The following is a 26,716-nucleotide window of genomic DNA, read 5'->3' on the forward strand; positions in this document are numbered from 1 at the left end:
CTCGTGAGACTCAAGCTGCTTTCAAGGTGTCGCGCTGCGTCGCGAGATGCATGATGCTTTCCTGCGTCGCTTCGTGCGCGCTCAGTTCGCCCGTGATTCGGCCTTCGCACATGACGACGACGCGGTCGCTCATCCGCAGGACTTCCGGAAGCTCCGACGAAATCATCACGATGGCCTTGCCTTGCGCCGCGAGCGATCTCAGCAATTTGTAGATCTCGCTCTTGGCGCCGATATCGATTCCCCGCGTCGGCTCGTCGAAGAACAGCACGTCGCAGTCGCGTTCGAGCCATTTCGCAATCACGATCTTTTGCTGATTGCCGCCCGACAGCAGACGGACCGGCTGTGTCGCGGACGGCGTGCGGATCGTGAGCAGGCGGATGAAATGCGCGGCGCGTTCGCGTATCTGTGCGCGCCGCAAGAACATATGCAAGGAAAGGAACTTGCCGAGATCGGCCATCACGATGTTCGACTCGACATCCATGCCGGTGGCCAGTCCGAAGCGCTTTCGATCTTCGGACAGGTAGCCGATGCCGTGCCGGACCGCATCGCTCGGGCGCTTGATCGAGACCGCGGCGCCCTTGACGAGGATCTCGCCCGACTCGACGGGATCGGCGCCGAACACGGCGCGCGCGACCTCGGTGCGCCCCGCGCCCATCAATCCCGCAAAGCCCAGGATTTCGCCTTTGCGCAGCGTGAAACTGATATCGCGCACAAGCGGTCCCGCGTGCAGATGCCGGACTTCGAGCGCGACCTCGCCATGCGACGCCGTGGTGTCGGCGCGCGCGACATCGGTCAGCGTGCGGCCGACCATCATGCTGATGATCGTCTCGACGCGCGTGTCTTTCGTGACGACGGTGCCGATATATTCGCCGTCGCGCATGACGGTCACGCGGTCCGAGATCTGCTTGAGTTCGTCCATCTTGTGCGAGATATAGACGATGCCGACGCCGCGTTCCTTGAGTTCGCGAATGATGCGGAACAGTTCGGCGATTTCCGCGTCGTTGAGCGCCGACGTGGGCTCGTCCATGATCAGCACGCGCGAATCGAACGAGAGCGCCTTCGCGATCTCGACCATCTGCTGACTCGCGACCGTCAGCGTGCCGACGATGGTTCGCGGATCGAGGTTCACGTGCATGCGTTCGAGGATCGCGCGCGCCTGCGCGTTGAGCGTGTCTTCGTCGAGAAACACGCCGAAGCCCTTGCGCGGCTCGCGTCCGATGAAGATGTTCTGCGCGACGCTCAGATGATTCATCAGTTGGAGTTCCTGATGAATGATGCCGATGCCGAGCGCCTGTGCTTCGCGCGGACTCCGGTATTCGACGGGCTGGCCGTTATGGAGGATGTCGCCCGAATCGCGCGTATAGACGCCCGCGAGGATTTTCATGAGCGTCGACTTCCCGGCGCCGTTCTCGCCCATGAGCGCATGCACTTCGCCGGCCAGCAGCTCGAACTGGATCTCGTGGAGCGCGCGCACGCCCGGAAAGCTCTTGCAGAGCCGATTGACCGAAATGAGCGCGCTCATGATACGGATCCCGCGAACGCGGCGGCGCGATCGCTTGCGTCGGCGCCGCGAGCGGGACGGCGGAGGGCCCGCCGCCTCGCCGGAGAACACGCACTACGTGATGCCATGCCCATGCCCGAAACCCCTCTGATCGAATGTCCAGCGTTGGGTGATGTTGGGTGATGCCATGCCCACAAAGTCGAAGTCTGTGCCGCCCGTCTTGCGTCGTTCCGTGTCGTCAAGGCGCGAACAGATCGGGCCGCGCTTGCGCGGACCGGTGAAGTTCGGCCACGACTTCATCCAGATGCGTATGCATCGCGCGCGCGGCCGCATCGGCGTCGGCGTCGCGAATCGCCTTGAAAATGCGTTCGTGCTCGTCGAGCGTGTGCGCGAGCCGTTCGCGGCTCGCGAGCAATTGCCGCGCGCGGTCGAGCGCATGACGCGAGACCGCGACGACTTCCTTGACGCGCGGCAGCTTGACCGCGTCGAGCAGGATCTCGTGGAACGCGAGGTCGAGCACGTGAAACGCGAGACGATCGCCGTCGCCCGCCAAGGCGCGCTGCGCGTCGAGATTCGCGGCCAAGGCGTCGACGATCGCGCGATCGCGCAGGCGGGCCACGGTGCGCACGGTCTCGACTTCAAGCGCGCTGCGGATAAACAGATGCTGCCGGATGTCGTCGAGCGCGATCGGTTTGACGCGCGTGCCGCGCTGCGGCAAAACCTCGACGAGTCCCGCATGCGCGAGCTTGGCCAGCGCAGCCGAAACCGGGAAGCGCGACACGCCCATGCGTTCGCAGACGGCGATCTTGTCGATCATCATGCCGGGCTCGAACGCGAGCGTCACGATCGCTTCCCGAAGCGCTTGCTCAACGGCGTCCGTCAGGCTGCCGCGGTCGCCGCTCTTGATTTTTTGCAGTGCGGCATACGGATCGCCGGCGACGCTCGTGACCTCGGTTGGGGTACTCACTGTAGGCTTGATTTTGAGAAGACATGCTAGCATGCTAGGAACTGCAATCGATGTTGTCAACGCGTGCAAATGCGGATCGAAGGGCGATCGGTATCCGTGCCGATCCCACTTCGCGGGACCCGACGCGCCGCCGCCTGCATCGATGGGATCCGGGCCTGTTGCGCGCCGGAAGACCGATCGCTATCGCTCCTGGAGAGAGAGCCCTGATGACGACAATCACCACGCTGTCCGTGCGCGACATTCGCTTTCCCACCTCGCGTTCGCTCGATGGTTCCGACGCGATGAATGCCTCGCCGGATTACTCGGCCACCTATGTGACGCTTGAAACCGACGCGCCCGGACTCACGGGGCACGGGCTCACGTTTACGATCGGCCGCGGCAATGAAATTTGCGTGACGGCGGTCAATGCGCTCAAGCCGCTGATCGTCGGCAAGACGCTCGAAGCGATCGTCGCGGACATGGGGGCGTTCTGGCGCGCGTTTACGTCGGACAGCCAATTGCGCTGGATCGGTCCCGACAAGGGCGCGATCCATCTCGCGACCGCGGCCGTCATCAACGCGGTCTGGGATCTCTGGGCGAAGTCGGTCGGCAAGCCGGTCTGGAAGCTGCTGGTCGACATGAGTCCCGAGGAACTCGTGCGGTGCCTGGATTTCCGCTACGTGACCGATGCGATCACGCCGTACGAAGCGCTCGCGATGCTCCATCGTCATGCGAAGACCAAGTCGCTGCGCGAGAAGGAAATGCTCGATCACGGGTATCCCGCGTACACGACGTCGGCCGGCTGGCTCGGTTACGACGATGACAAGATCCGGCGTCTCGCGCGCGAAGGCGTCGCTCAGGGGTGGACCCATTTCAAGCAGAAGGTCGGCGGCAATCTCGAAGAGGACGTGCGCCGTGCGCGGATTCTGCGCGAGGAGATCGGCGAAAACCTCAAGCTCATGATGGACGCGAATCAGGTCTGGGATGTCGATGAGGCCGTCGCGAACATGCGGCGTCTCGCGGAATTCGATCCCTGGTGGATCGAAGAGCCGACAAGCCCCGACGATGTGCTCGGCCATGCGGCGATTCGGCGGCGGCTCGGTTCGATCGGCGTCGCGACGGGCGAGCATTGCCACAATCGCGTGATGTTCAAGCAATTGCTTCAGGCCAACGCGATCGACTTCTGTCAGATCGACAGTTGTCGTCTCGGCGGACTCAACGAGGTCATCGTCGTGCTCCTGATGGCCGCGAAGTTCGGCGTGCCGGTTTGCCCGCACGCGGGCGGCGTCGGCTTGTGCGAGTACGTCCAGCACATTTCGCTGTTCGACTACATCTGTGTCTCGGCCTCGCTCGAGAACCGCGTGCTCGAATACGTCGACCATCTGCACGAGCATTTCATCGATCCCGTCGTGATCCGCAACGGGCATTACATGCCGCCGCAACGGGCCGGCTACAGCATCGAGATGCTCGGGGCGTCGCTCGATACCTATCACTTTCCCGACGGCGAAGCCTGGCGGCGGTCGAGCTGACGCGGCGCGTGCGGGAAGCGTCGGACGCGTGCGTCGCTTGCGAGACGGCATGCGCGGTTCGTCGCATGCGTCGTGCGTTGAATCGCGCGCTTCGCCCGCCGTCTTGCGCGAGGCGCTTGTCGCGTCGCGCGGGCGGGGTTGGGGATGGGGGTCACGAGCGGATCACGAGCGCCTCGCGGATCGCGTCGCGCTCGATCGGCGTCACGTCGACGAGCCAGTGTGTTTTGCCCGCGATCGACGTCGCGACCGGCAAGCCGTCGCGCAGCACGATGCGGTTGCCCGCGATCGCCGGCACCTTGTCGCCCGGCAAGAGCGTCCCGCACAGATTGAGCGGATCGACGCCGGAGATCGCCGTGCAGCTGTGATCGTGCGCGCGGCGACGGACTTCGCGCAGCACCGGAATCGCTTCGGGCAAGGCGAACTGTTCGCCCGCGATGCCCGCGACGAAACGTCCGCCGCGGATTTCGCCGCGCGCTTCGAGCCGATGAAACACACGCAGCATGTCGCGCCAGGGCGGCAGCCAAGCGGCTTCGCGTTCGAGTAGCCGCCAGAACACGACCCCATAGCGGCGCAACAGGACACGCGCGATATGGTCGAGCGTCGCCGGGTCGATCGGCGCGCCACGGGCGGGCCTTGAGCGCGAGGTCGATGCGGCGGTCGAGCGCGGCCGCGGGGCCGTGGCCGAAGTCTGCAGTGTGGTCGACGGCGATGGCGAGGCGCAGGGCGACGACGATGACGTCGGTCGCGCCGACGCGTCGGCCGGCATGCCGGCTGACGGCGTGTCGTCCAGCGGCGCCCGCGGGCGGCGGATCAACGCCCATCGGCCCGCGTCGTCCATCCCCACGGGCATGCCGCGGCCTGAGCGGCGACGCGCGTGCATCGCGCGTTTCGACGCGGGCAAGAGCAACGCGCGCAGACCCGCGAATCCATCCGCGTTGACGAGGCCCATCGACACGAGTTCGCCGAGCGCCTGTTCGAGCTCGGTCGGCAGCAGGCGCGTCTGCGCGAGCAGTTCGTCGAAGAACATCGCGCCTTCGCGCGCGAGCGCCGCATGGGCGCGTTCGGCGCGCGCGGACATCGCGGGCGCCGCATCGAGATGCGGCAAGGCCGACCAGATCGGTAAATGGCGGCGTTCGATCAGCACGATCGGCGTGGATCGCACCGGGCCGCCCGTGCTCGCGTGCGCAGGCTCCTCGAAACGCGTCCAGACCATCTTGCCCGCGCGGCACAGCGTGTCGAGCCATGGCGGCGCGTAGTCGCCGATGCGCGCGGGCAGCAGGTCGCTCTCCCATGCGCTGGCGGCGGCCTCGTAGCCTTCGAGTTGCGCGAGGACATCGGGCAGCGCATCGCTGCCGCGACGGCGCGTCGACGGCGACACGTGTTGCCAATCAAGCAGGAAGCGCATGAAGTCCTGACGTTCGACGGGTTCGATCTCGCGACGCAGCGTGCGGATCGTGTACCGATGGATGCGCGCGAGCAGATGACGTTCGCACCATTGCTCGTGTTGCGCGCCGGGCTCGAAGCGCCCGCGCAACACATAGCCCTCGCGTTCGAGCTGCATGAGCGCCATCGAAATCGCCGATACGGGGAGACCGAGCGGCGCGGCGATCTGATCGACGGTCAGCGGCCCGAACCCCGTCATGCGCGAACGCACGATCTCGACGAGGGCGTGATCGCGATCGTTATCGTCGTGGCCGTGGCCGTGGCCGTGGTCGTGACCGTCGCCGTCACGATCGCCGTCGCCATAGACCGCGCGCCACGTATCGAGGCGTTCGACAGGTACCCAGAGCACGCCCGCCGATCCGGCCGCGCGTTGCACTGCACGACCCTGCGCCGCAAGCGTCGCGAGCCACGCGGACCATGATGGCTCGACCGACGCTTCGCCGCCGCTCACGCACGCGAGGCTCATCAAGGCCTCATGCATTTCGTCGGCGCTGCTCACGTCGGGCCAGGCCTCCTCGCGCACGCGCTCGATCGCGGCGGCGTCGAGCGCGCTCAAATCGTCACTCGATTCGGGATCGCTCCATCGCCGACTCAGCACGGCCTGCGTGCGGCGTTCCTCGATCGGGGCGTCGTCGAGATACGCATACGGACGCGCGCTCAGGATTTCCATCGCGAGCGGCGAGGGCGCGGGCAGGTCACGCGCGACGAGGCGCACATCGGCCGCTTCGATGCGACGCAGGATCGCCAGCCATGCATCGGTGTCCATCGCCTCGTGCAGGCAATCGTCGAGGGTCTGATCGACAAGCGGATGCGACGGGATCTCGCGTTCGCCGACGACGTTCTCGAGGCACGCGGCCTGATCCGGAAACACGGATGCGAGCAGATCGTCGCTGCGCATGCGCATCCATTGCGGCGGCACCTTGCGGCCGCCGACGTAGCGCGGCAGCGCGAGCGACGTCGTCGAGGTCCAGCGCCAGCGCACATTGAACAGCGGCGCATCGAGCAGCGCCTGGATCAGCAGATGCTCGGCGCTGTTCGAGTGCAGATATTTCCAGACCTCGTCGAGTACGAAGCTATGGCCGGCCGTCAGCGAGAGGATCAGGGCGTCCTCGGTCGCGGCCGCCTGCAGTTCGAAGTTGAACGTGCGACAGAAGCGTTTGCGCAGCGTAAGCCCCCATGCGCGATTGACGCGGCTGCCGAACGGCGCGTGCAACACGAGTTGCATGCCGCCCGACTCGTCGAAGAAGCGTTCGAGCACGAGCGTGTCCTGCGTGGGCAGATGACCGAGCGCGGCGCGCGAGCGTGCGAGATAGTCGACGATCTGACGCGCGGCCGGCGCATCGAGGCCGACCGTGTCGGTCAGCCACGCGAGCGCGGCGCCGATCGGATCCGACGCGCTACCGGTCCGTGCGTCGAGCAGCGTGTCGATTGTCGCGCGCAGACGTGCGACGCCGGCCGAGAGGGCATCGCTGCGCCCTGGCGCTTCGCCGAGCCAGAACGGAATGTTCGGCGCGGCGCCATGCGCGTCTTCGACGCGCACGCGACCCGATTCGATACGCAAGATCCGGTACGACGTATTGCCGAGCTGGAACACGTCGCCCGCGAGACTCTCGACCGCGAAGTCTTCGTTGACCGTGCCGATCGTCTGGCCCTGCGGTTCGAGCACGACCGCGTAGTCGGCATTGTCGGGGATCGTGCCGCCCGACGTCACGGCGGTCAGTTTGCCGCCGCGGCGCGCGCGCAGCGTGCGGCTCACGGTGTCGCGATGGATATAGGCGCCGCGTACGCCATGCCGTGTCGTATAGCCTTGCGCGAGCATCTCGACGATCGCGTCGTAGCGTTCGCGCGGCAGATCGGCATACGGCGAGGCGCGCCGATACCGGTCGTATAACGCGTCTTCCGACCATTCGCGCAGCGCGACCTCGGCGACGATCTGCTGCGCGAGCACGTCGAGCGGCGCATGCGGCACGCGCAAGGTATCGAGCTCGCCGCGCCGGATGCAATCGAGCAACGCGGCGCACTCGACGAGGTCGTCGCGCGAATTCGGAAAGAGCCGGCCCTTCGACGTGCCGCCGACCTGATGTCCGGCGCGCCCGACACGCTGCAAAAACGCCGCGATGCTGCGCGGACTGCCGACCTGGCACACGAGGTCGATCTCGCCGATATCGATGCCGAGTTCGAGCGACGCGGTGGCGATCAGCACGCGCAGTTCGCCGCGTTTGAGGCGTTGCTCGGCGTCGAACCGGTGTTCCTTCGCGAGGGATCCGTGATGTGCCGCGACGGCGTCGGCGCCGAGACGATCGGCGAGATGCCGTGCCGCGCGTTCGGCCATGCGGCGCGTGTTGACGAACACGAGCGTCGTGCGATGCGCGATCGCGAGTTCGGCGATGCGGTCGTAGACGCGCTCCCATGCATCGTTCGACATGACGGCGTCGAGCGGCACGGGCGGCATCTCGAGTGCGAGATCGCGCGCACGCGTATGGCCGACGTCGACGATCTCGCAGTCGCCGTGCTCGGTCTCGCCGACGAGAAAGCGCGCGACGGCGTCGAGCGGCTTCTGTGTCGCGGACAGGCCGATGCGCGTCGGGCGGCGCGCGCAGAGCGCATCGAGCCGTTCGAGGCTCAAGGCGAGATGACTGCCGCGCTTCACGCCCGCGATCGCATGGATTTCGTCGACGATGACCGTGCGCGTCGTGCTCAGCATCGCTCGGCCGCTGTCGGAGCCGAGCAGCACGTAGAGCGACTCGGGCGTCGTCACGAGGATGTGCGGTGCGCGTTTGCGCATGGCCTGACGTTCGTGCGCCGTCGAATCGCCCGTGCGCACGGCGGTCCGGATGCCGTGCGCGGGCAGTCCCATGCGCGCGAGCGCGTCGCCGATGCCTTCGAGCGGCGCGTCGAGATTCAGGCGGATGTCGTTCGACAGCGCCTTGAGCGGCGAGACGTAGACGATGGTCGTCGCATCGGGCAGCGTGCCGCCGTGCGCGAGCGATTCGCGCACGAGTCCGTCGATCGCGGCGAGAAAGGCGGTCAGCGTCTTGCCCGAGCCCGTCGGCGCGGCGATCAACGTCGAACGGCCGCGATGAATCGCGGGCCACGCGCGTTGCTGGGCGGGCGTCGCCGACGCGAACGTCTCGTGAAACCACGTGGAAACGGCCGGATGAAAATCGTCCCAGACATCCGTGCCGGTCGGGTGCGTATCGGTCATGGCGCGATAGGTGGGGCCGCGCGTGGCGATCTCAATCATGGCGCTGCAAGCGTGTTGTCCGGAGCGGATCCATGCGCGTCAGCGTACTCGCTTTGTGCGTGTTCGCGCGGTGTCGGCCGTGAGCCGAGCGGCTCGGGCCGCAAAAATCAGACGATCGGGCTTGTTGTAACCAAACGTAAGGTATGATCGCGGCCGCTGTCAAAAAATAGACATAAAAGGTCGGTCTTGAATTACCCAAAGAATAACTTCGATTGCCTCAGGCTCGCTGCGGCCGTCATGGTGCTGGTCAGTCATCAATATGTATTAATGGGGCGTACCGAATACGGGATCGGCGGACGTCTTTCATTCGGTAGTTTGGCGGTGTGTATTTTCTTCGTGATCAGCGGATATTTAATCACGCAGAGCTGGATCCGCGATCCGCATCTATTCCGGTTTCTCGTCCGGCGATGGCTGAGAATATGGCCCGCGCTGGCGGTCGTGACATGCATTGCGGCATGCGTGGTCGGACCCTACGTTTCGACGCTTGGTTTCAAGGACTATTATTCCTCTCCGCAATTCCAAGGATTTTTTAAGAGTTTGAGATTGACCACCGTGGCATTCGAATTGCCGGGTGTATTCGAGAATAATCCGTTCCCGCGCGCGGTCAACGGATCGCTGTGGACGATTCCGCTCGAAGTCCGTTGGTATCTCGTGCTCGCGGTCGCCGGCGTGTGCGGCGTCTTGCGCCGCCGCTGGCTCGCGCTTGCGGCGTTCTTGAGTCTCGCGGCCTATCACTTCGGGATCTATCGCGCCGAGACGAACCCGGTTCATCACTGGTCGAATCAATATGGCTTGTTTTTTCTTTCCGGCGCCTTGTTGCAATTGTTTCGCGACGTATGGTCCGAACGCCGAATGGCGGTCGGTGCGCTATGCATATTGTTCGGCGGGATAGGCGCGCTCGCCGGTCATTCGATGCTTGCGATGCTGATCGGATTGCCGGGTCCGATTATTTTTATCGGAGAATCGTCAACGCCCGTTCTTCGGTCGTTCGGTCGCGGCGGCGATATTTCATACGGCGCGTATATCTACGCGTTTCTGGTCCAGCAAACCCTGGTTTGGAAACTCGGCGTACAGGGGCCGTTTGCATGGCATCTGCTTGCGAGCCTGCTCGTCACGGGATTGTGCGCGTGGCTTTCGTGGCATCTCGTCGAAAAGCGCGCGCTCGCGCTGAAGTCGGTCCGACCGCGCTTTGCATGGCTCAAGACACGCTTGACCGGCAGCGTCGATCCGGCCGTTTGACGGCGTGTCGCGGCGTTGAACCCACCGGATTGCCGCTCAAGACGCGTCGCCTTATCACTATTTTTTAGAACGGTCGTGCGTAAAAATCAGTATGATGACCATCATCTTAAAACGACTGTGCGCGCGGTCGCCGGGTCGCCGGATCGGATGGCGTCGCGCACCTTTGAACGTAGACGCGTGGAGGCAGGGCAATGAGCTTGGTCAACGAGGTGGGCGCGGGACTCGACGGCATCGGTCAGCTGCGCGCGATGATGGCGCAGGGCCGGCGGGCGGGCATTGCGGAGTCGCTCGGTTTCGAGCTTGTCGAGGTCGAACCGGGCATGGCGGTATTCGCGGGCCAGCCGGGCAATCATGCGTATAACCCGATCGGCACGATTCACGGCGGTTATGCGGCGACCTTGCTCGATTCCGCATGCGGTTGCGCCGTGCATTCGAAGCTCTCGGCCACGCAAGGCTATACGACGCTCGAGCTCAAGATCGCGTATCACAAGGCCATGACGCGCGACACGGGTCTCGTGCGCGCGGTCGGCAATATCGTGACCATCGGGCGCCGCGTGGCATTCGCCGAAGCGACGCTGACCGACGCGGCGGGCCGGCTCTACGCGTCGGCGACCTCGACGCTGCTCGTGTTCGAGCGCGACGCTTGAGCGTCGTCGAGCGTTGCGAATGTGCGCGCGGCTTGAGCGTCGCTAAGCGTTGTTAGCTAAGCGTTGTCAACGTGCGCGCCGTCGGGCGCGCCGATATACCGTTCGAGTCCTTCGACGAGCGCACTCAACGTCGCGCGACATCGCGGGCTGTCGCGCAGATCTTCGTGCATGGCGATCCATGTGTCCAAGCCGAGATCGAACGCCTCGGGCAGCAGGCGAACGAGCGCGGGATCGCGCTCGGCGAGGCGCACCTGACAGATGCCGATGCCGAACCCCGCGCGAATCGCGGCGAGTTGCGCGATATCGCTGTCCGTGCGCAGCGCGAACTGCTCGCGCGTGAGACCGCCGATCGCGCGGCGTGCCTGGCGGATATACGCGGTTTCGGTATCGAATCCGATCAGCGCGTGGTCCTGCAATGCGGCCCAGTTCTCGGGCGTGCCGTGGCGTTCGAGATAGTCGCGCCGCGCATGGAGACCCAAGCCGATCGTGCCGACCCGGCGCGCGATCAGCGCGTCCTGGCTCGGACGGAACATGCGCACGGCGATATCGGCCTCGCGGCGTAACAGATCTTCGATTCGACTCGACAGCGTGAGCTCGATCACGAGTTCGGGATGGCGCGCGCGCAGCGCGGCCAGAATCGGCGGCAAGACCTCGACGCCGACGATCTCGCTCGCCGACACGCGCACCGTGCCGCGCACGCCTTCGCCATGACCGGACGCGGCGCGCAGCAACGCCGTGGCGGTCGAGGCCAGCGTGCGCGCGTAGGGGCCGAGCGCGAGCGCGGCGTCGGTCGGGATGAACCCGCTTTGGGAGCGCGTGAACAACGTGAGTCCGAGCGTGGCTTCGAGCGCGTCGATATGCCGGCCCAAGGTGGGCTGCGTGAGACCCAGCGCGCGCGCCGCGCCCGACAGCGACCCTTCGTCGAGCACACCGAGGAACGAGCGATAGAGGTCCCAGCTCGGCTCGCCGGCCGATGTCGATTCAGTCATGTTTGCATCCCTGAGACGCGTCGGTGCGCTGCGCGTTGATTACATCGCTCATATCGCTCTCATCGCTTACGTCGACCACGTCGATCAAGTCGATCAAGTCGATCAAGTCGATCAAGTCGGTATGGTGCATCCGGCGTGTCACGATATTCAAAAAAGTATAGCTACAGTTCAAGAATAGACAATTTTGTTTTTATCCGGCCTGCGTGACACTGGCTTCATTGAACGACACGAACGGAGCGTGAGATGAGCGAAGGCAAGCACGACGGCAAGATCGCACTGGTGCTCGGCGCGACAGGCGGGATCGGCGGCGAGGTCGCTGCGCGGCTGCAGCGCGGTGGCTGGGCGGTCCGCGCGCTGCATCGGAACCCTGACGGATTGAGCTCGCGCGGCGAGCGGTTCGAATGGGTGCGCGGCGATGCGATGCATGAGGCGGATGTCGTGCGCGCGGCGCAGGGCGTGTCGCTGATCGTTCACGCGGTCAATCCGCCTGGATATCGGAATTGGGGGCGGCTCGTGCTGCCGATGATCGACAACACGATACGGGCCGCGCGCGCCTCGGGCGCACGCATCGTGTTGCCTGGCACGGTCTACAACTACGGGCCGGATGCGTGGCCCGAGCTGATCGAAACGTCGCCCCAACGGCCGCAGACGCGCAAGGGCCGCATCCGGGTGGAGCTCGAAGCGCGGCTGCGCGCGGCGAGCCGCGATGGCGTGCGGACGCTGATCGTGCGGGCCGGCGACTTTTTCGGTCCGCGGGCCGCGAGCAATTGGTTTGCCCAGGGGCTCGTCAAAGCGGGCAAGCCCGTGACGACGATTCTGAATCCGGGGCGCCGCGCGACGGGGCATCAGTGGGCCTATGTGCCGGACGTCGCCGAAACGATGGTCCGTCTGATCGAGCGCGAGGTCGAACTCGAGCCGTTTGCGACGTTTCACATGGACGGGCACTGGGACGAAGACGGCATGCAGATGATTCGCGCGATTCAACGCGCGGTCGCCGCGGATCATCGATCGGCCGAGATCGCGAGGGCGGAGGATCCGCTTGATCGGGCTCGGGAGGCCGATCGGGCGCGCGACGAAAACGCGCCCCGATCCGGCGCACGCGCGAACCCGACCGACCCGACGCGCCTCGCGACCTCGGCGCGGATGCCGAAAGTCCGCGCATTTCCCTGGGCGCTCGTGATGCTCGCGTCGCCGTTCGTCACGCTCTTCCACGAAATGCGCGAGATGCGATACCTCTGGCGCGAACCGCTGCGGATGCGCAACACTCGGCTCGTCGAATGTCTTGGTGCAGAGCCGCATACATCGCTCGACGATGCGGTCCGCGCGACCCTCGAAAGTCTCGGCTGCCTCGATGCGCATCGGCCCCGGCGCGGGCTGCGCGCGACGCCGCTCGCGCTTTAGCCGTCGCGGTTTTCGCGTACGAGCCCGATCGAACACGCGTTTTCGCGGCCCCCATCATCGTGTCGCGAGGAAGTCATCTAATTTTCGTTTCCGCAGTGCGATCACATCCTGTGCGAGAATAGCGCCGTTGCTTTCGAGGTCGGCGCCCGACGCACCACAAACGGGGCTTCGAAGGCCCGGTCAAATGGGTGGAAAATCTGTGAAGCTTCTGGATGCACTGATCGAACAGCGGATCGAGGCCGCCATTGCGCGTGGCGAGTTCGACGGCTCGCTTGAGGCGGCCGTCGAGTCGGTGTTCGGTGGGCAGCCCGCGCTGCTCGGCCAGCAGGAACACTGCAGCGTGATCGCGCAGCGTATCGCCGAGCGCGTCAAGGAACGCCGCGCCGCCTTGTCTCACGGCGACGCATGAAGCCGGCGTGAGCCGGGCCGCTTCCTCGACGTCGGTCCTGCCAAGTCGGAACGACGTTCACAATGATCCCCACGTTCCCATAAGCTGGGATGTTCGGGGTCGATCGCGTCAGGCCCCCTGGGCGGCTTGATTTCGCGCACATCACTATGTCTGAGGAATTCAATCACGATCGCGATGCCGGCTGGATGCAGCTCGCGATCGACGCGGCGCGACAGGCGCAGGCGGCCGGCGAAGTGCCGGTCGGCGCGGTCGTCGTGCGCGACGGCGAAGTCATCGCGACGGGTTTCAATCAGCCGATCGGCACCCATGATCCCTCGGCGCACGCCGAAATGGTCGCGCTGCGCCATGCCGCGCGCGTGCTCGGCAACTATCGGCTGCCGGGCTGCGAACTCTACGTGACGCTCGAACCCTGCCTCATGTGCGCCGGCGTCATCATGCATTCGCGCATTTCACGCGTCGTCTACGGCGCGCGCGACCCGAAGACGGGCGCATGCGGCAGCGTCGTCGACGCGTTCGCCGAGCTTCGGCTCAATCATCACGCGACGGTCGTCGGCGGCGTGCTCGAAACCGAGTGCGCGACCCAGCTCAAGCAGTTCTTCGCTGATCGCCGTGAAGCGATCCGTATCGAGCGCGCGTCGAATCGACCGACGCAGGCGTAGCGCGCGGTACGCGAACCGCGCGGTCTCCGTTATCCTTCTGCCTTTCGTCAGTGAAAGCCGGAGATTGTGCATGTCGCTTGCCATCGAACTCATCGCGCCGTCGGGATATCCGAAGGATCCCGCTGCCGTCGCGCGCGGCATCGCGCGACTCGAGCGCGAGGGGGCGACGGTGCGTGGCGCCGAGGTTGCGACGCGGCGTCTCGAACGGTTCGCGGGCACCGACGACGAACGGCTGGCCGACATCAACCGGCTCGCGGATCCGCGCCGTCCGCTTGCCGATATCGTGATGGCCGTGCGCGGCGGCTACGGCGCGAGCCGTTTGCTCGACCGGATCGACTATGCAGGCCTGAGACGCCGGTTCGAAGGGACGTCGACGATGATCGTCGGACACAGCGATTTCACGGCGATTCAGTTGGCCTTGCTCGCGAAGTCGGGGCTCGTGACGTTCGGCGGTCCGATGCTGTGCGGCAACTTCGGCGTGGCCGACGCAAGCTATAGCGCGTTCATGCACGCGCATTTCTGGAACGCGGTGCGCGGGCCCGTGATCAACGTCGAGTCGACACGGCCGCAGGTCCATACGCTCAATGTCCGCGGCACGCTCTGGGGCGGCAATCTCGCGATGATCGCGTCGCTCGTCGGCACGCCGTATCTGCCGCGGATCGACGGCGGCATCCTGTTTCTCGAAGACATCGGCGAGCGCCCGTATCGGATCGAACGCATGCTGTATCAGTTGCATCAGGCCGGCATCCTCGCGCGGCAGCAGGCCATCGTGCTCGGCGATTTCTCGCAGAGCGATCCGGTGCCCTACGACAACGGCTACGACGTCGCCGACGCCGTCGCGCAGATCCGCGCGCAGACCGGTGTGCCGATCCTGACGGGACTTCAGTTCGGACACTGCGACGACATCGTGACGTTGCCCGTCGGCGCTTCCGCGCGACTCATGAGCGACCCCGACGGCTTCGTGCTCGAAGTCAGCGGCTATCCGTGCGTCGGACGCGCACGGGCGGCATGAATCGAAGGACGTGCGCGCGCATGCGCGTCGTGATCGGGACCGAGGCCGGAGTCGGCGTCGGGATCAGGATCGGGATCAGGGTCCGACAAGGGCCCATATTTATGATCTGACGCCGACTATCTCGCCCGTCATATGGGCGGCATCGAGGGATTTCGCTACACTCGTCGGCACGCCGCGCCGTGAGCCCGGCTCAACGAGATCTCCATACGATGCCCATCGACAAGCACTACCCGCGTGACCTCGTCGGCTACGGCCGGCATCCCGTGCAGGCCCAGTGGCCGGGCAAGGCCCGCGTGGCCGTTCAGTTCGTGCTCAATTACGAGGAAGGCGGCGAGAACTGTGTGCTTCACGGCGATCCCGCTTCCGAGCAGTTTCTCTCGGAGATTGTCGGTGCGGCCGCCTATCCGGCGCGTCACTTGAGCATGGAGTCGATCTACGAATACGGCTCGCGTGTCGGCGTCTGGCGGATCCTGCGCGAGTTCGAGAAGCGGGGTCTACCGCTGACGGTGTTCGGCGTATCGATGGCGCTTGAACGTCACCCCGAGGTCGCGCGTGCGTTCGTCGAGGCAGGGCACGAGATCGCGTGCCACGGATGGCGCTGGATTCACTATCAGGACGTGCCCGCCGAAGTCGAGGCCGCGCATATGCGCGTCGGCATGGAGATCATCGAACGCGTGACGGGCGTGCGGCCGCTCGGCTGGTACACGGGACGCGACAGCCCGAATACCGCGCGACTCGTCGCCGAGTACGGCGGGTTCACGTATCAATCGGACTACTACGGCGACGATCTCCCGTTCTGGAGCGACGTCGAAGTCACGGGCGGCGAGATTCGTCCGCAACTCGTCGTGCCGTACACGCTCGACACGAACGATATGCGGTTCGCGACGCCGCAGGGTTTCAATACGGCCGATCACTTCTTCACGTATCTGCGCGATGCGTTCGACGTGCTGTACGAAGAGGGCGACGAAGCGCCGAAGATGTTGTCGATCGGCATGCATTGTCGGCTGCTCGGGCGGCCCGGACGGATCCGCGCGCTTCAGCGTTTCCTCGACCATATCGAGCAGCACGATCGCGTTTGGGTCACGCGTCGCATTGATATCGCCAATCATTGGATCGCGACGCATCCGTATCCGGGTTCGGTACAGATCGGAGCGCGCGCATGATGATCACGACTTGGCAGATCGACGCGCTGGGCGCGTCGTCGCGCGACACGTTTGTCGGCGCGCTCGGCAGCATCTTCGAGCACTCGGCCTGGGTCGCGGAACGCGCATGGGACAAGCGGCCCTTCGCGACGCTCGACGCCTTGCACCAGACGATGTGCGGGATCGTCGACGCGGCCGATCCCGCATTGCAGCTCGCGCTGATCAACGCGCACCCCGAACTCGCGGGCAAGGCCGCGATCCGCGGCGAGCTGACGGCCGAATCGACACGCGAGCAAAGCGGCGCGGGACTCGATCAATGTACGCCCGAGGAGTTCGCCGAGCTGCAGGCGCTGAATCACGCGTATCGCGAGCGGTTCGGGTTCCCGTTCATTCTCGCGGTCAAGGGCTACGATCGTGCGGGCATCCTCGCGCAGATGCGCCGCCGTATCGATCACGACCGGCCCACCGAGTTGCGCGAGAGTCTCGCGCAGATTTACCGGATCGCGCGATTCCGTCTTGAAGCATTGATCTCCGAGCATTGACCTCCGAGCGCCGATGTCGGCGCAGGGTGCTCGGCGCATCGTTTTCCGCGCAATGATCTTGGCGCATCGATCCGCGCGCTTTGATTCTCGCGATTTGATTCTCGCGATTTGATTCTCGATTAAGGACTGTCCCATGGCCTTGCCCACGCTTGACCCGAACGCACCCGAATTCACGCGCCGTTACGTGAACCTTGCCGATCCGCGCCTCGGTGCGGAGGCGATCGCGACGAGCGACGATTTCTTCGCGCCGATGTCGCGCATGCTCAACCCGGAGCCCGCGGTTTTCATCCCGGGCAAATACGACGATCACGGCAAGTGGATGGACGGTTGGGAGTCGCGCCGCAAACGCGTCGCGGGTTACGACTGGTGCATCGTCAAGCTCGCGCGGGCGGGCATCGTCAAGGGCTTCGACATCGACACGAGTCATTTCACGGGCAACTATCCGCCCGCCGCGTCGATCGAGGCCTGCCGGCTCGCCGACGGACAGACGCCCGACGCGAGCACGCCGTGGACCGAGATCGTGCCGTCGCGCGGCCTGCAGGGCAACAGCCATCACTACGTCGAGGTCGACGCGCCGGACGCGTTCACGCATCTTCGGGTCAATATCTACCCCGACGGTGGGATCGCGCGGCTGCGCGTCTACGGCCAGCCGCTCGTCGATTGGACGCATGCCGATCGGAGCGCGCTGATCGATCTCGCGTCGATGGAGAACGGCGCCTATATCGTCGGCACGAACAATCAGCATTTCGGCCTCGCGTCGACCTTGTTGATGCCCGGCCGCGGCGTGAACATGGGCGACGGATGGGAGACGCGGCGGCGCCGCGAACCGGGCAACGACTGGTGCATCGTCGCGCTCGCGCATCCGGGCGTGATCAAGCGCGTGGTCGTCGACACCGCGCATTTCAAGGGCAATTTCCCCGATCGCTGCGCCTTGCAGGCCGCGCACGTGACGGGCGGCACCGACAGCTCGCTGATCACACAGTCGATGTTCTGGCCGACCTTGCTCGACGAGCAGAAACTGCAAATGGATCACGAACACACGTTCGAGGCCGCGCTCGCGGCGCTCGGACCCGTCACGCACGTGCGCTTCAATATCTTCCCGGACGGCGGCGTATCGCGCCTGCGCCTGTTCGGGCAGATCGCCTGAGGCGAGCGCGGATCGCGCGCGTGCGTATCGCGCCGCGCGCGAGGGGTGGATCGATGAGCCGATCGATGCGTGCGCGGGTACGTAGGCGCGCGGGTCGACGCATGGGGCAATGAGGGGATCCGTCGGTGGATCAGAGAAGAGAAGAGGCGACGATGGCGATCGATGACAAGCAAACCGCAGCACCTCGTACGCTCGTCGTCGAAGCGTTGACACGCGAGGCGTTCGCGCCGTTCGGCGAGGTGATCGAACTCGAAGGCGCGCGGCACTATCCGATCAATCTCGGCACGACCGAGCGCTATCACGATCTCGCGAACGTCGACACGGCCGATCAAGGCGGACGCACGCTCGTCAATGTGTTTCGCGGGCAACCGCGCACGCTGCCGTTCGAGATCACGATGATGGAGCGGCATCCGCTCGGGAGTCAGGCGTTCATTCCCTTGCATACGCGTCCGTATCTCGTGGTCGTCGCGCGTGCGGGCGATCTCGAACCGGACGCGATCCGCGCGTTTGTCACACGTGGCTGGCAAGGCGTGAATTTTGCAAAGGGCGTCTGGCATCATCCGCTGATCGCATGCGGCGAGGTCAGCGACTTCATCGTGGTCGATCGAGGCGGCGGGGGGCTCAATCTCAACGAGCAGACCTTGCCGTATCCGTTCATTTTGCCGGCTCACGCATTGCCTTCTGCCTCGCTTGCCGAATGAGGCTCGACAAGGCCGCGCGGGTCGCGCGGCCGAATGCCGTACTCCTGATGCGCTGCGCGCCGCGCATCGCGCGCTTGTCGGGCGCACGGGACGCGTGATTCGACCGCGCTTGCCGGTATCGCATCGTTCGATGCATGGGAGGCGTCATGAACCACGTCGATTTGCCGGCGCCGGGGCCGTCGGGCATCCGCGGTCGAGTACGGGATGCGCTCGTGGCGTGCCTATCGCCGGCGGACCTTGCGTTCCATGCAGCGAACGAGGCGCTTGCGAGTCGATTTCCCGATTTGTGGCCGCAAGTCGTCAACCCGTCTCCCGCGCGACGCTTGCACGATGCGATGGCGCAGGACGGAGGACATCACTATGCTGTCGACGCGCTCGTGAGCATCATGATTTTCGGTCCCGGCGCGATGGACCCTGATGCACCCGTCGATCGCGCCACATACCTCGCCGTGCATACGGCGCTTGCGGCGTTGCTGATGAACGCCTATACGCAGAGCGAAACGTTCCGGCGCTTGTTCAATCACGCGGCTCAGACGACCTTGCCCTATCGGCGCTGGCATCTCTCGCCCGATGATGCGTTCGGTACGACAATCGGCGACGCCCAACGTTGGGCGGCGGGCGATCGGGCCGTCATGGCGTTGAATCTCGATCCCGCCGATCCGGATGAGAATGACGGCAACGCGTACTGCGACGACAACGAGTACTACGCGAGCGAGCTCGGCGTGCAACGTTTCGGGCTCGACCGTTCGTTCCTGCACGAGGTCATTCACGTGTTGACGGAATTGCCCGACGCCGATGGCCTGCATGTGCGCGGGCCGATCGTCGAGTACGAAAACATCGTGCTCAAGGAGATCGGCGATCCTTCGCCGGCCCGCATCACGTACGCATGCGAGTGATGCGCACCCGATGCAGGCCTGGGGCGCATGGAACCACACGCCTCAGCGTTGCGCGCCCTCGTTGAACCATTGTCCGAGCCGCGTGCGCTCGTCGTCGGTGATGTGCGTGACGTTGCCCAGCGGCATGGCTTTGAGCTGCACGGCCTGCTGGTAGATCCGTTGTGCGTTGAGCGCGATGCCGTCGGGCGTATCGAGCAACACGCCCGCGGGCGCGCTGCCCATGAGCGTCGGATGCGCGGCATGGCACTGCACGCATCGCTGCGCGATGATGGGCTCGATGTCGCCGATCTTGAGCGCCGCATGTCCCTGCGGCAGCGTCACGGCCGGCGCCGGCTTCGGAAACGTCCACGCGAACGCGCCGAGGATCAGCGCGATGCCGATCAGCGGCAGATACCAGAGCGTCTGATCGCGATGCCTCATGACGAAGAATTGCCGGATCAATGCGCCCGCGAGCATGATCAGCGCCAGCACGGCCCAGTTGTACGGATGCGTGTAGGTCATCGCGTAGTGGTTCGACAGCATCGCGAACACGACGGGCAGCGTCACATACGTGTTGTGCACCGAGCGTTGCTTGCCGCGCTTGCCGTAGATCGGGTTCGGCGCCTCGCCTCGCAGCATTGCCGCGACCATCTTGCGCTGGCCCGGGATGATGATCATCAGCACGTTGGCCGTCATCATCGTCGCGAGCATCGCGCCGATGATCAGGTAGGCCGCGCGTCCGGCGAACACGTGACAGGCGACGTAGCTCGCGAGCAGCACATAGAGGCCGACCGCGACACCGAGCAGCGTGTCGCGTTTGCCGAGCAGCCGGCACAGCGAGTCATAGACGATCCATCCGACGATCAGAAAGCCGATCGCGGACGAGATCGCGACGACCGGTCCCATATCGAGCACGTTCTTGTCGATCAGATAGGTATTCGGACTCGACAGATAGACGATGCAGAACAGCGTGAAGCCCGTGATCCAGGTCGTATACGACGGCCAGAACGACCAATGCAGCTTCTCGGGCATGTTCGCCGGCGCGACCGTGTACTTCTGCATGTGATAGAACCCGCCGCCATGCACGTGCCAGAACTCGCCGAATACGCCCTTGGGCATCTGCGCGGGATCCTTCGCGGGCCGCAGGCCGTTGTCGAGCGCGACGAAATAGAACGATTCGCCGATCCAGGCGATCGCGACGATCACATGAAACCAGCGCGCGACAAGACTGAGCCAGTCCGTAATAAAGCCTTCCATCGTGTTAGATTCCCCGTTCAGCTTCCGCGATAGGTGCTATAGCTCCACGGCGAGACGAGCAGTGGAACGTGATAGTGCGAGGCGGCGTCGGCGATGCCGAAGCGCAGCACGACGTCATCGACGAACGGCGGGTCGGGCAGGGCGACGCCCGCGGCCGCGAAGTAGGCGCCGGCCGCGAACACGAGTTCGTAGCGGCCCGCGACAAGCGCGGCGCCGTCGAGCAATGGCGCATCGCAGCGGCCGTCGGCGTTGGTGACCGTGTCGACGAGCCGTGTACGCGCGCCGGCGTCGATGCGAAAGAGCTCGACCCGCATGCCGGCGCCCGGGCGTCCGTGTGCGGTGTCGAGTACGTGCGTCGTCAGTTTTCCCATGCGAGGTCCTGTATTGTGGGCGCGGCGCAGCATCGCGCCGCATGCAATTCCCGTGCTTGCGGCATTGTATGGACGAACAATATTGGATGCGCGTGCAATCGTGAAAATAAGACGGGCGACATACCGCGCGCCGCGTACGCGCGCTGCGGCCCGCGGGCGCTGACATGCGCACGCGCGAATAGGGATTATGTCGATGATCCGATTGCGCGTGTCCGGGCGCTTCGGTACGGTAGCGGCTCAGTTTCCGGCGAGGTTCGCATGTCCGATGTCCCTTCCTTCGATTCGAGGCGCGGCCGGGGCCGCACGCTGCTCGCGCGCAACGCCGACCTGCTCGTGACCATGGATGCCGCACGGCGCGAGATCCGCGGCGGCGGCCTCTATATCGAGGACAACCGGATCGTCGCGGTCGGCGCGTCGGATGCGCTGCCCGACAGCGCCGACGAGATCGTCGATCTGAGCGGCCACGTGGTCATTCCGGGCCTCGTCAACACGCACCACCATATGTACCAGAGCCTCACGCGCGTGCTGCCCGCCGCGCAGGACGCCGAGCTGTTCGGCTGGCTGACGGCGCTGTATGGAGTCTGGGCGCATCTGACGCCCGAGATGATTTCGGTTTCGACGCTGACCGCGATGGCCGAGCTGCTGATGTCGGGCTGCACGACGTCGAGCGACCATCTCTACATCTATCCGAACGGCTGCCGGCTCGACGACAGCATCGAGGCGGCCGGCCGCATCGGCATGCGCTTCCATGCGACGCGCGGCAGCATGAGCATCGGTCAGAGCCAGGGCGGGCTGCCGCCCGACGCGGTCGTCGAGCGCGAGGACGCGATTCTGGCCGACACGCGCCGTCTGATCGAGACCTACCATGACGACGGGCGCTACGCGATGCTGCGCGTCGGCGTCGCGCCGTGCTCGCCGTTTTCCGTGAGTCGCGCGCTCATGCGCGAGTCGGCCGCGCTCGCGAGAAGCTATGGCGTGCGGCTCCATACGCATCTGGCCGAGAACGTCAACGACGTGGCGTACAGCCGCGAAAAGTTCGGCATGACGCCGGCCGAGTATGCGCAGGACACGGGCTGGGTCGGCGACGACGTCTGGCACGCTCACTGCGTCCAGCTCGACGCGGCCGGCATCGATATGTTTGCGCGCACGGGAACGGGCGTCGCGCATTGTCCGTGCTCGAATATGCGGCTCGCGTCGGGGATCGCGCCCGTGCGCCGCATGCGCGACGCCGGCGTGCCGGTCGGTCTGGGCGTCGACGGGTCGGCGTCGAACGACGGCGCGCAGATGGTCGGCGAGATGCGGCAGGCGCTGCTGCTGCAGCGCGTCGGCTTCGGCCCCGACGCGCTGAGCGCGCGCGATGCGCTCGAGATCGCGACGCTCGGCGGCGCGCGCGTGCTCGGGCGTGACGATATCGGCGCGCTCGCGCCGGGCATGGCGGCCGATTTCGCCGCATTCGACCTGCGCGGGCTCGCGTTCGCGGGCGCGCGCCACGATCCGCTCGCGGCGCTCGTGTTCTGCGCGAGCGAGCGGGCCGCGTGGACGGTCGTCAACGGCCGCGTCGTCGTGCGCAACGGACATCTCGAGACGATCGATCTCGGCGCGATCGTCGAGCGGCACAACGCGTTGTCGCGGCAGCTCGTCGAAGCGGCGTGAGCGGCTCAGACCGCGGGCGCGATCTCGCTGATCGTCTTCATCGCGTCGGCGACGAGTCCGCGCAGCCACTTGACCTCGTCGGAGTAGTGGCTGCGCTCATGCCAGAGCTGGTAGTACTGCATCGGCGGGAAGTTCGTCGGCGCGGGCAGCACGCTCAACGGAAGCAGCCGCGCGAAGTGTTCGGCGAACGAGCGCGTCGTGGTGAAGATGAGGTCCGATTTGGCGAGCACGTACGGCGCGACGTTGAAGTACGGCAGCGTCACGGTGACATTGCGTTTGAGACGCTCGCGCGCGAGGTGGACGTCGATCGCGCCGCGCTGACCGACCGAGTAGGGCGTCGGCGCGAGGTGCGGGGCGCTCAAGTATTGTTCGAGCGTCAGCGCGCCGCGTCGCGCGAGCGGGTGCGTCTTGCACATGAGGCAGACGATTTCGTCGACGAACAGGTTCGACAGGTGGAGCTGCTCGGGCGGCTCGGGCCAGTTGCCGATCACGATATCGAGCTTGCCTTCCTCGAGCGCGAGTTCGTAGTCGAACGACGGTCCGAGCGAGTGGAACTCGAGCATCGCGGTCGGCGCGGCCTCGCGGAACCGTTCGACGACGGTCGGCACGAACAGCGCGTTCAGGTAGTCGGGACAGCCGATCCGGTAGACGCGGATCGACGTCGCGGGATCGAAGTTGTGCTGCTGGAAGCGGATGCGCTCGATTTCGCGCAAGGCGTTCTGCACGGGGTCGAGCAATTGCAGGCCGTATTCGGTCGGCACCATGCCCGACTTGCCGCGCACGAGCAAGGGATCGCCCGTGATTTCGCGCAGGCGCCGCAGCGCCGCGCTGATCGCGGGCTGGGACTGGTTGAGCTTGACCGCTGCGCGCGTCACGCTGCGTTCGGTCAGCAGCGTGTTCATCACGCGTAGCAAATAAGTGTCGATGGCTTCGCGTTGCTGGCTCATCGGAATCTCCGCGTGCTTCGGGTTTATACGATCTGGCTGATGAAAGATAGGGGTCGCTATATTGTTTCTATTATGCCGAAAAGCGAGCGTCAAGCTTCCGATGTCGACGAACCTTTCCAAAGGGTCAGACTGTCGCATCGGCGTTGAAGCCGCCGCGCGCATGGATTTTGACGCGCTCGACGCCATGCCCCGTTTTGGGTATCGTCGGTCGCACATGACCGGTGTCGGGCGCGCTTCGAACACGTCGCGGCACTCGGCAAGATAAGCGCGACAGCGGTTGGGGCGCGGCGAACGAACACGCAGCAATAGCGAACGAGAAGCACATGAATCCACCCGTCGAACACCGCGCATCCGAGTCGGCGCGTCTCGTGCTGACCGGTATCACGAAGCAATATCCGGCCGTTCTGGCCAACGACAACGTGTCGCTGACCGTGAAGCCCGGCGAGATTCATGCCGTGCTCGGCGAGAACGGCGCGGGCAAGAGCACGTTGATGAAGATCATCTACGGCGCCGTGCACCCCGACGCGGGCGACATCGAGTGGGAAGGCCAGCGCGTGACGATTCCGACGCCGTCGGCCGCGCGACGGCTCGGCATCGGCATGGTCTTTCAGCACTTTGCGCTGTTCGAGACGCTGACGGTGGCCGAAAACATCGCGCTCGCGCTCGACGAGCCGTTCGACCTCAAGGCGCTCGCGCGCCGCGTGCGGGACGTATCGGCCGAATACGGTCTCGACGTCGATCCGCAGCGGCATGTACACAGCCTGACGGTCGGCGAGCGTCAGCGCGTCGAGATCGTGCGATGCCTGCTCCAGGATCCGCGCTTGCTGATCATGGACGAGCCGACGTCGGTGCTGACGCCGCAGGCCGTGCGCAAGCTGTTCGAGACGCTCAAGCGTCTCGCCGCCGAGGGCCGCAGCATTCTCTACATCAGCCACAAGCTCGACGAAATCCAGGAGCTCTGCACGAACGCGACGGTCATGCGCGGCGGCCGGGTCACGGGGCACGTCGATCCGCGCGGCGAGACGCCGGCGTCGCTTGCGACTCTGATGGTCGGTCATGCGCTGCCCGAATATCAGCGCAAGCGTCACGAAAAGGGCGAGACGCTGCTCGCCGTCGACAAGCTTACGATCGCGAGCGCCGATCCGTTCGGCACCTCGCTGCTCGACGTGTCGTTCGAATTGAAGGCGGGCGAGATCCTCGGCATCGCGGGCGTCTCGGGCAACGGCCAGGCGGAACTGCTGTCGGCGCTGTCGGGCGAGGCGCGCGCGTCGAACGCGCAGGCGATCCGGCTGCTCGGCAAACCGGTCGGCAAGATCGGCGCGAACGAACGGCGCGCGCTCGGGTTCGCGTTCGTGCCCGAGGAACGTCTGGGCCGCGGCGCGGTGCCGTCGCTGCCGTTGTCGGACAACGCGCTGTTGACCGCGCACCGCCAGGGCATGGTCCGCAACGGCTGGCTCAATCACAAGGCGATGAAGGCTTTCGCCAAACGCTGCATCGAAGCGTTCGACGTCCGCTGCGGGGGCACCGAAGCGATCGCGCAGAGCCTGTCGGGCGGCAATCTGCAGAAGTTCATCGTCGGCCGCGAGCTGCTGCAGGCGCCGAAGGTCCTTGTCGTCGCGCAGCCGACCTGGGGTGTCGACGTCGGCGCGGCGTCGTTCATCCGCCAGCAGTTGCTCGATATGTCGGCGCGCGGCGCCGCGATTCTCGTGATCTCGGAAGAACTCGACGAGCTGTTCGAGATCAGCGACCGCATCGCGGTCATCGCACGCGGCAAGCTGTCTCCGATCCGCGAGACGCATGAAACCAACGCCGAGCAGATCGGCCTCTGGATGGCGGGGCTGTTCGACGCGCCGTCCGGATCGATCGTCGACGCTCAACCTGTCGCGGCCAACGCCTGAACGCCATGAATCTTCCTTTCCAACTCGAGGCGCGCGTCGCGCCGTCCCGCACGATGCAACTGGCCGTGCCGATTGTCGCGCTCGTTCTGACGCTGGTCATCGGCTGGATGATCTTCGGTCTCGTCGGGCGCGACCCGGGCATCGCGATGAAGGCGTTCTTCATCGATCCGATCTCGACGCGCAGCGGCCTCGCCGAACTGTTGCTCAAGGCGTCGCCGCTCTGCCTGATCGGGCTCGGACTCGCGATCGGCTATCGCGCGAACGTCTGGAACATCGGGGCCGAAGGGCAGATGCTCGTCGGCGGGATCTGCGCGGCGGGCGTCGCGATCTATATCGACAACGACGCGGGCTGGTGGCTGCTGCCGCTCATGATGGTCGCGGGCATCGTCGGCGGCATGCTCTGGGCGGCCGTGCCCGCGTATCTGAAGACGCGCTTCAATACGAACGAAACGCTCGTGAGCCTCATGCTGACGTACGTCGCGACGCAATTGCTGATCTACCTCGTCAGCGGTCCGTGGCGCGATCCGAACGGGATGAACTTCCCGCTCTCGCAGTCGTTCACCGACGATGCGCTGTTTCCGCGGCTGTATGCGGGGTTCCATTGGGCCTTCTGGAAGGGCACGCGGATCAATGCGTCGGTCATTCTGACGATCATCGCGATTCCGCTCGCGTGGGCGTATATGAAGAAGAGCTTCGCGGGCTTCCGCATGAACGTCGGCGGCCTCGCGCCGCTCGCCGCGCGGTATGCGGGTTTCTCGGACGCGCGCACGATCTGGTCGTCGTTGCTGATCAGCGGGGCGACCGCGGGCCTGGCGGGCGTGACGGAAATCGCGGGTCCGATCGGACAACTGCAGTCGACGTGGTCGCCCGGGTACGGCTTCACGGCGATCATCTGCGTGTTCGTCGGCCGTCTGCATCCGGTCGGCATCGTGCTCGCGAGTCTGCTGATGGCGCTGCTTTATCTCGGCGGCGAATCGGTGCAGATCTCGCTCCAGTTGCCGCAAGCGATCAGCGGCGTGTTCCAGGGCCTGTTGCTGTTCTCGCTGCTGGGCTGCGATCTGCTCGTCAACTATCGCGTGCGCCTGCGCGCCGCGGCCGAGCCGGCGCGATGAGCGGATTCGCTTCGAATCATTCCACGGTGAGCGCGGCGTCGCGCGTCGAGAA

Annotated in this window: 23 protein-coding genes; 16 read left to right on the forward strand and 7 right to left on the reverse strand. The window is 65.5% G+C overall.

Annotated features, from left to right (window positions below):
- Positions 1-10: 10 nt before the first annotated feature.
- Together D7S86_RS13660 and D7S86_RS13665 are read right to left on the reverse strand one after the other, a co-directional pair.
- Positions 11-1,522, reverse strand: coding sequence for a sugar ABC transporter ATP-binding protein (locus tag D7S86_RS13660; RefSeq protein ID WP_121087309.1), 1,512 nt, complete (start codon positions 1,520-1,522; stop codon positions 11-13).
- A 217-nt stretch (positions 1,523-1,739) separates the two neighbouring features.
- Positions 1,740-2,501 (reverse strand): GntR family transcriptional regulator, encoded by a 762-nt coding sequence (locus D7S86_RS13665; RefSeq protein ID WP_121087311.1) that lies wholly within the window; start codon positions 2,499-2,501, stop codon positions 1,740-1,742.
- 173 nt (positions 2,502-2,674) lie between these two features.
- Between D7S86_RS13665 and D7S86_RS13670 the strand changes: the two genes are divergently transcribed.
- Positions 2,675-3,976, forward strand: a complete 1,302-nt coding sequence (locus tag D7S86_RS13670; RefSeq protein ID WP_121087312.1) for an L-fuconate dehydratase — start codon at positions 2,675-2,677, stop codon at positions 3,974-3,976.
- Positions 3,977-4,127: 151 nt separating this feature from the next.
- Here D7S86_RS13670 and D7S86_RS13675 read toward each other — a convergent pair whose 3' ends face one another.
- Entirely contained in the window at positions 4,128-8,624 is a 4,497-nt protein-coding gene (locus D7S86_RS13675; protein WP_121087314.1) for an Lhr family helicase, read from the reverse strand.
- A 225-nt stretch (positions 8,625-8,849) separates the two neighbouring features.
- On the opposite strand from D7S86_RS13675, the gene D7S86_RS13680 reads away from it, so the two are divergent.
- Entirely contained in the window at positions 8,850-9,902 is a 1,053-nt protein-coding gene (locus D7S86_RS13680) for an acyltransferase family protein (RefSeq protein WP_147432322.1), read from the forward strand.
- Between the two features lie 191 nt (positions 9,903-10,093).
- Positions 10,094-10,549 (forward strand): PaaI family thioesterase, encoded by a 456-nt coding sequence (locus tag D7S86_RS13685; RefSeq protein WP_121087318.1) that lies wholly within the window; start codon positions 10,094-10,096, stop codon positions 10,547-10,549.
- Positions 10,550-10,605: 56 nt separating this feature from the next.
- Here D7S86_RS13685 and D7S86_RS13690 read toward each other — a convergent pair whose 3' ends face one another.
- Positions 10,606-11,538 (reverse strand): LysR family transcriptional regulator, encoded by a 933-nt coding sequence (locus D7S86_RS13690; RefSeq protein ID WP_121087320.1) that lies wholly within the window; start codon positions 11,536-11,538, stop codon positions 10,606-10,608.
- On the opposite strand from D7S86_RS13690, the gene D7S86_RS29115 reads away from it, so the two are divergent.
- The 10 genes from D7S86_RS29115 to D7S86_RS13735 all read left to right on the forward strand — a co-directional run bounded on the left by D7S86_RS29115 (position 11,537) and on the right by D7S86_RS13735 (position 19,447).
- The gene (locus D7S86_RS29115; RefSeq protein ID WP_147432323.1) at positions 11,537-11,716 is read left to right on the forward strand and encodes a hypothetical protein; all 180 of its coding nucleotides are present in this window, start codon (positions 11,537-11,539) and stop codon (positions 11,714-11,716) included. The two genes, D7S86_RS13690 and D7S86_RS29115, sit on opposite strands and share 2 nt — an antisense overlap.
- 65 nt (positions 11,717-11,781) lie before the next feature.
- Positions 11,782-12,939: an NAD-dependent epimerase/dehydratase family protein gene (locus tag D7S86_RS30190; protein WP_240648136.1), complete on the forward strand. Its 1,158-nt coding sequence runs from the start codon at positions 11,782-11,784 to the stop codon at positions 12,937-12,939.
- A 199-nt stretch (positions 12,940-13,138) separates the two neighbouring features.
- Entirely contained in the window at positions 13,139-13,348 is a 210-nt protein-coding gene (locus D7S86_RS13700; protein WP_121087322.1) for a DnaJ family domain-containing protein, read from the forward strand.
- A gap of 146 nt (positions 13,349-13,494) precedes the next feature.
- A complete protein-coding gene (gene tadA, locus D7S86_RS13705; protein WP_240648137.1) occupies positions 13,495-14,007 on the forward strand; it encodes a tRNA adenosine(34) deaminase TadA in 513 nt (170 codons plus the stop codon).
- A 70-nt stretch (positions 14,008-14,077) separates the two neighbouring features.
- Complete coding sequence (gene ldcA, locus D7S86_RS13710; protein WP_121087326.1) at positions 14,078-15,019, forward strand: muramoyltetrapeptide carboxypeptidase; 942 nt, start codon at positions 14,078-14,080, stop codon at positions 15,017-15,019.
- A gap of 209 nt (positions 15,020-15,228) precedes the next feature.
- The gene (puuE, locus tag D7S86_RS13715; protein WP_121087328.1) at positions 15,229-16,182 is read left to right on the forward strand and encodes an allantoinase PuuE; all 954 of its coding nucleotides are present in this window, start codon (positions 15,229-15,231) and stop codon (positions 16,180-16,182) included.
- Complete coding sequence (gene uraD, locus D7S86_RS13720) at positions 16,179-16,703, forward strand: 2-oxo-4-hydroxy-4-carboxy-5-ureidoimidazoline decarboxylase (RefSeq protein ID WP_121087330.1); 525 nt, start codon at positions 16,179-16,181, stop codon at positions 16,701-16,703. The genes puuE and uraD overlap by 4 nt, the downstream gene beginning before the upstream one ends.
- A gap of 133 nt (positions 16,704-16,836) precedes the next feature.
- Positions 16,837-17,850 carry an allantoicase gene (gene alc, locus D7S86_RS13725; RefSeq protein ID WP_121087332.1) on the forward strand — a complete coding sequence of 338 codons (1,014 nt, stop codon included), beginning with the start codon at positions 16,837-16,839 and terminating at the stop codon, positions 17,848-17,850.
- A gap of 152 nt (positions 17,851-18,002) precedes the next feature.
- On the forward strand, positions 18,003-18,551 hold the full coding sequence (locus tag D7S86_RS13730; protein WP_121087334.1) for an ureidoglycolate lyase: 549 nt from the start codon (positions 18,003-18,005) through the stop codon (positions 18,549-18,551).
- Positions 18,552-18,697: 146 nt separating this feature from the next.
- Complete coding sequence (locus tag D7S86_RS13735) at positions 18,698-19,447, forward strand: PipA/GogA/GtgA family type III secretion system effector (RefSeq protein WP_158601945.1); 750 nt, start codon at positions 18,698-18,700, stop codon at positions 19,445-19,447.
- A 42-nt stretch (positions 19,448-19,489) separates the two neighbouring features.
- Here D7S86_RS13735 and D7S86_RS13740 read toward each other — a convergent pair whose 3' ends face one another.
- Both D7S86_RS13740 and uraH read right to left on the reverse strand, forming a co-directional pair.
- Complete coding sequence (locus D7S86_RS13740; protein ID WP_121087338.1) at positions 19,490-20,683, reverse strand: urate hydroxylase PuuD; 1,194 nt, start codon at positions 20,681-20,683, stop codon at positions 19,490-19,492.
- A 17-nt stretch (positions 20,684-20,700) separates the two neighbouring features.
- Entirely contained in the window at positions 20,701-21,054 is a 354-nt protein-coding gene (gene uraH, locus D7S86_RS13745; RefSeq protein WP_121087340.1) for a hydroxyisourate hydrolase, read from the reverse strand.
- Positions 21,055-21,312: 258 nt separating this feature from the next.
- Between uraH and D7S86_RS13750 the strand changes: the two genes are divergently transcribed.
- Entirely contained in the window at positions 21,313-22,707 is a 1,395-nt protein-coding gene (locus tag D7S86_RS13750) for an 8-oxoguanine deaminase (protein ID WP_121087342.1), read from the forward strand.
- A gap of 5 nt (positions 22,708-22,712) precedes the next feature.
- Here D7S86_RS13750 and D7S86_RS13755 read toward each other — a convergent pair whose 3' ends face one another.
- Entirely contained in the window at positions 22,713-23,654 is a 942-nt protein-coding gene (locus tag D7S86_RS13755) for a LysR substrate-binding domain-containing protein (protein ID WP_121087344.1), read from the reverse strand.
- A gap of 323 nt (positions 23,655-23,977) precedes the next feature.
- Here D7S86_RS13755 and D7S86_RS13760 point away from each other — a divergent pair, with 323 nt between their 5' ends.
- A complete protein-coding gene (locus D7S86_RS13760) occupies positions 23,978-25,552 on the forward strand; it encodes an ABC transporter ATP-binding protein (RefSeq protein WP_121087346.1) in 1,575 nt (524 codons plus the stop codon).
- A gap of 5 nt (positions 25,553-25,557) precedes the next feature.
- Positions 25,558-26,664 (forward strand): ABC transporter permease, encoded by a 1,107-nt coding sequence (locus D7S86_RS13765; protein WP_121087348.1) that lies wholly within the window; start codon positions 25,558-25,560, stop codon positions 26,662-26,664.
- Positions 26,665-26,716 lie beyond the last annotated feature (52 nt).

It is taken from the genome of Pararobbsia silviterrae (assembly GCF_003628125.1).
GTDB classification, from domain to species: Bacteria; Pseudomonadota; Gammaproteobacteria; order Burkholderiales; family Burkholderiaceae; genus Pararobbsia; species Pararobbsia silviterrae.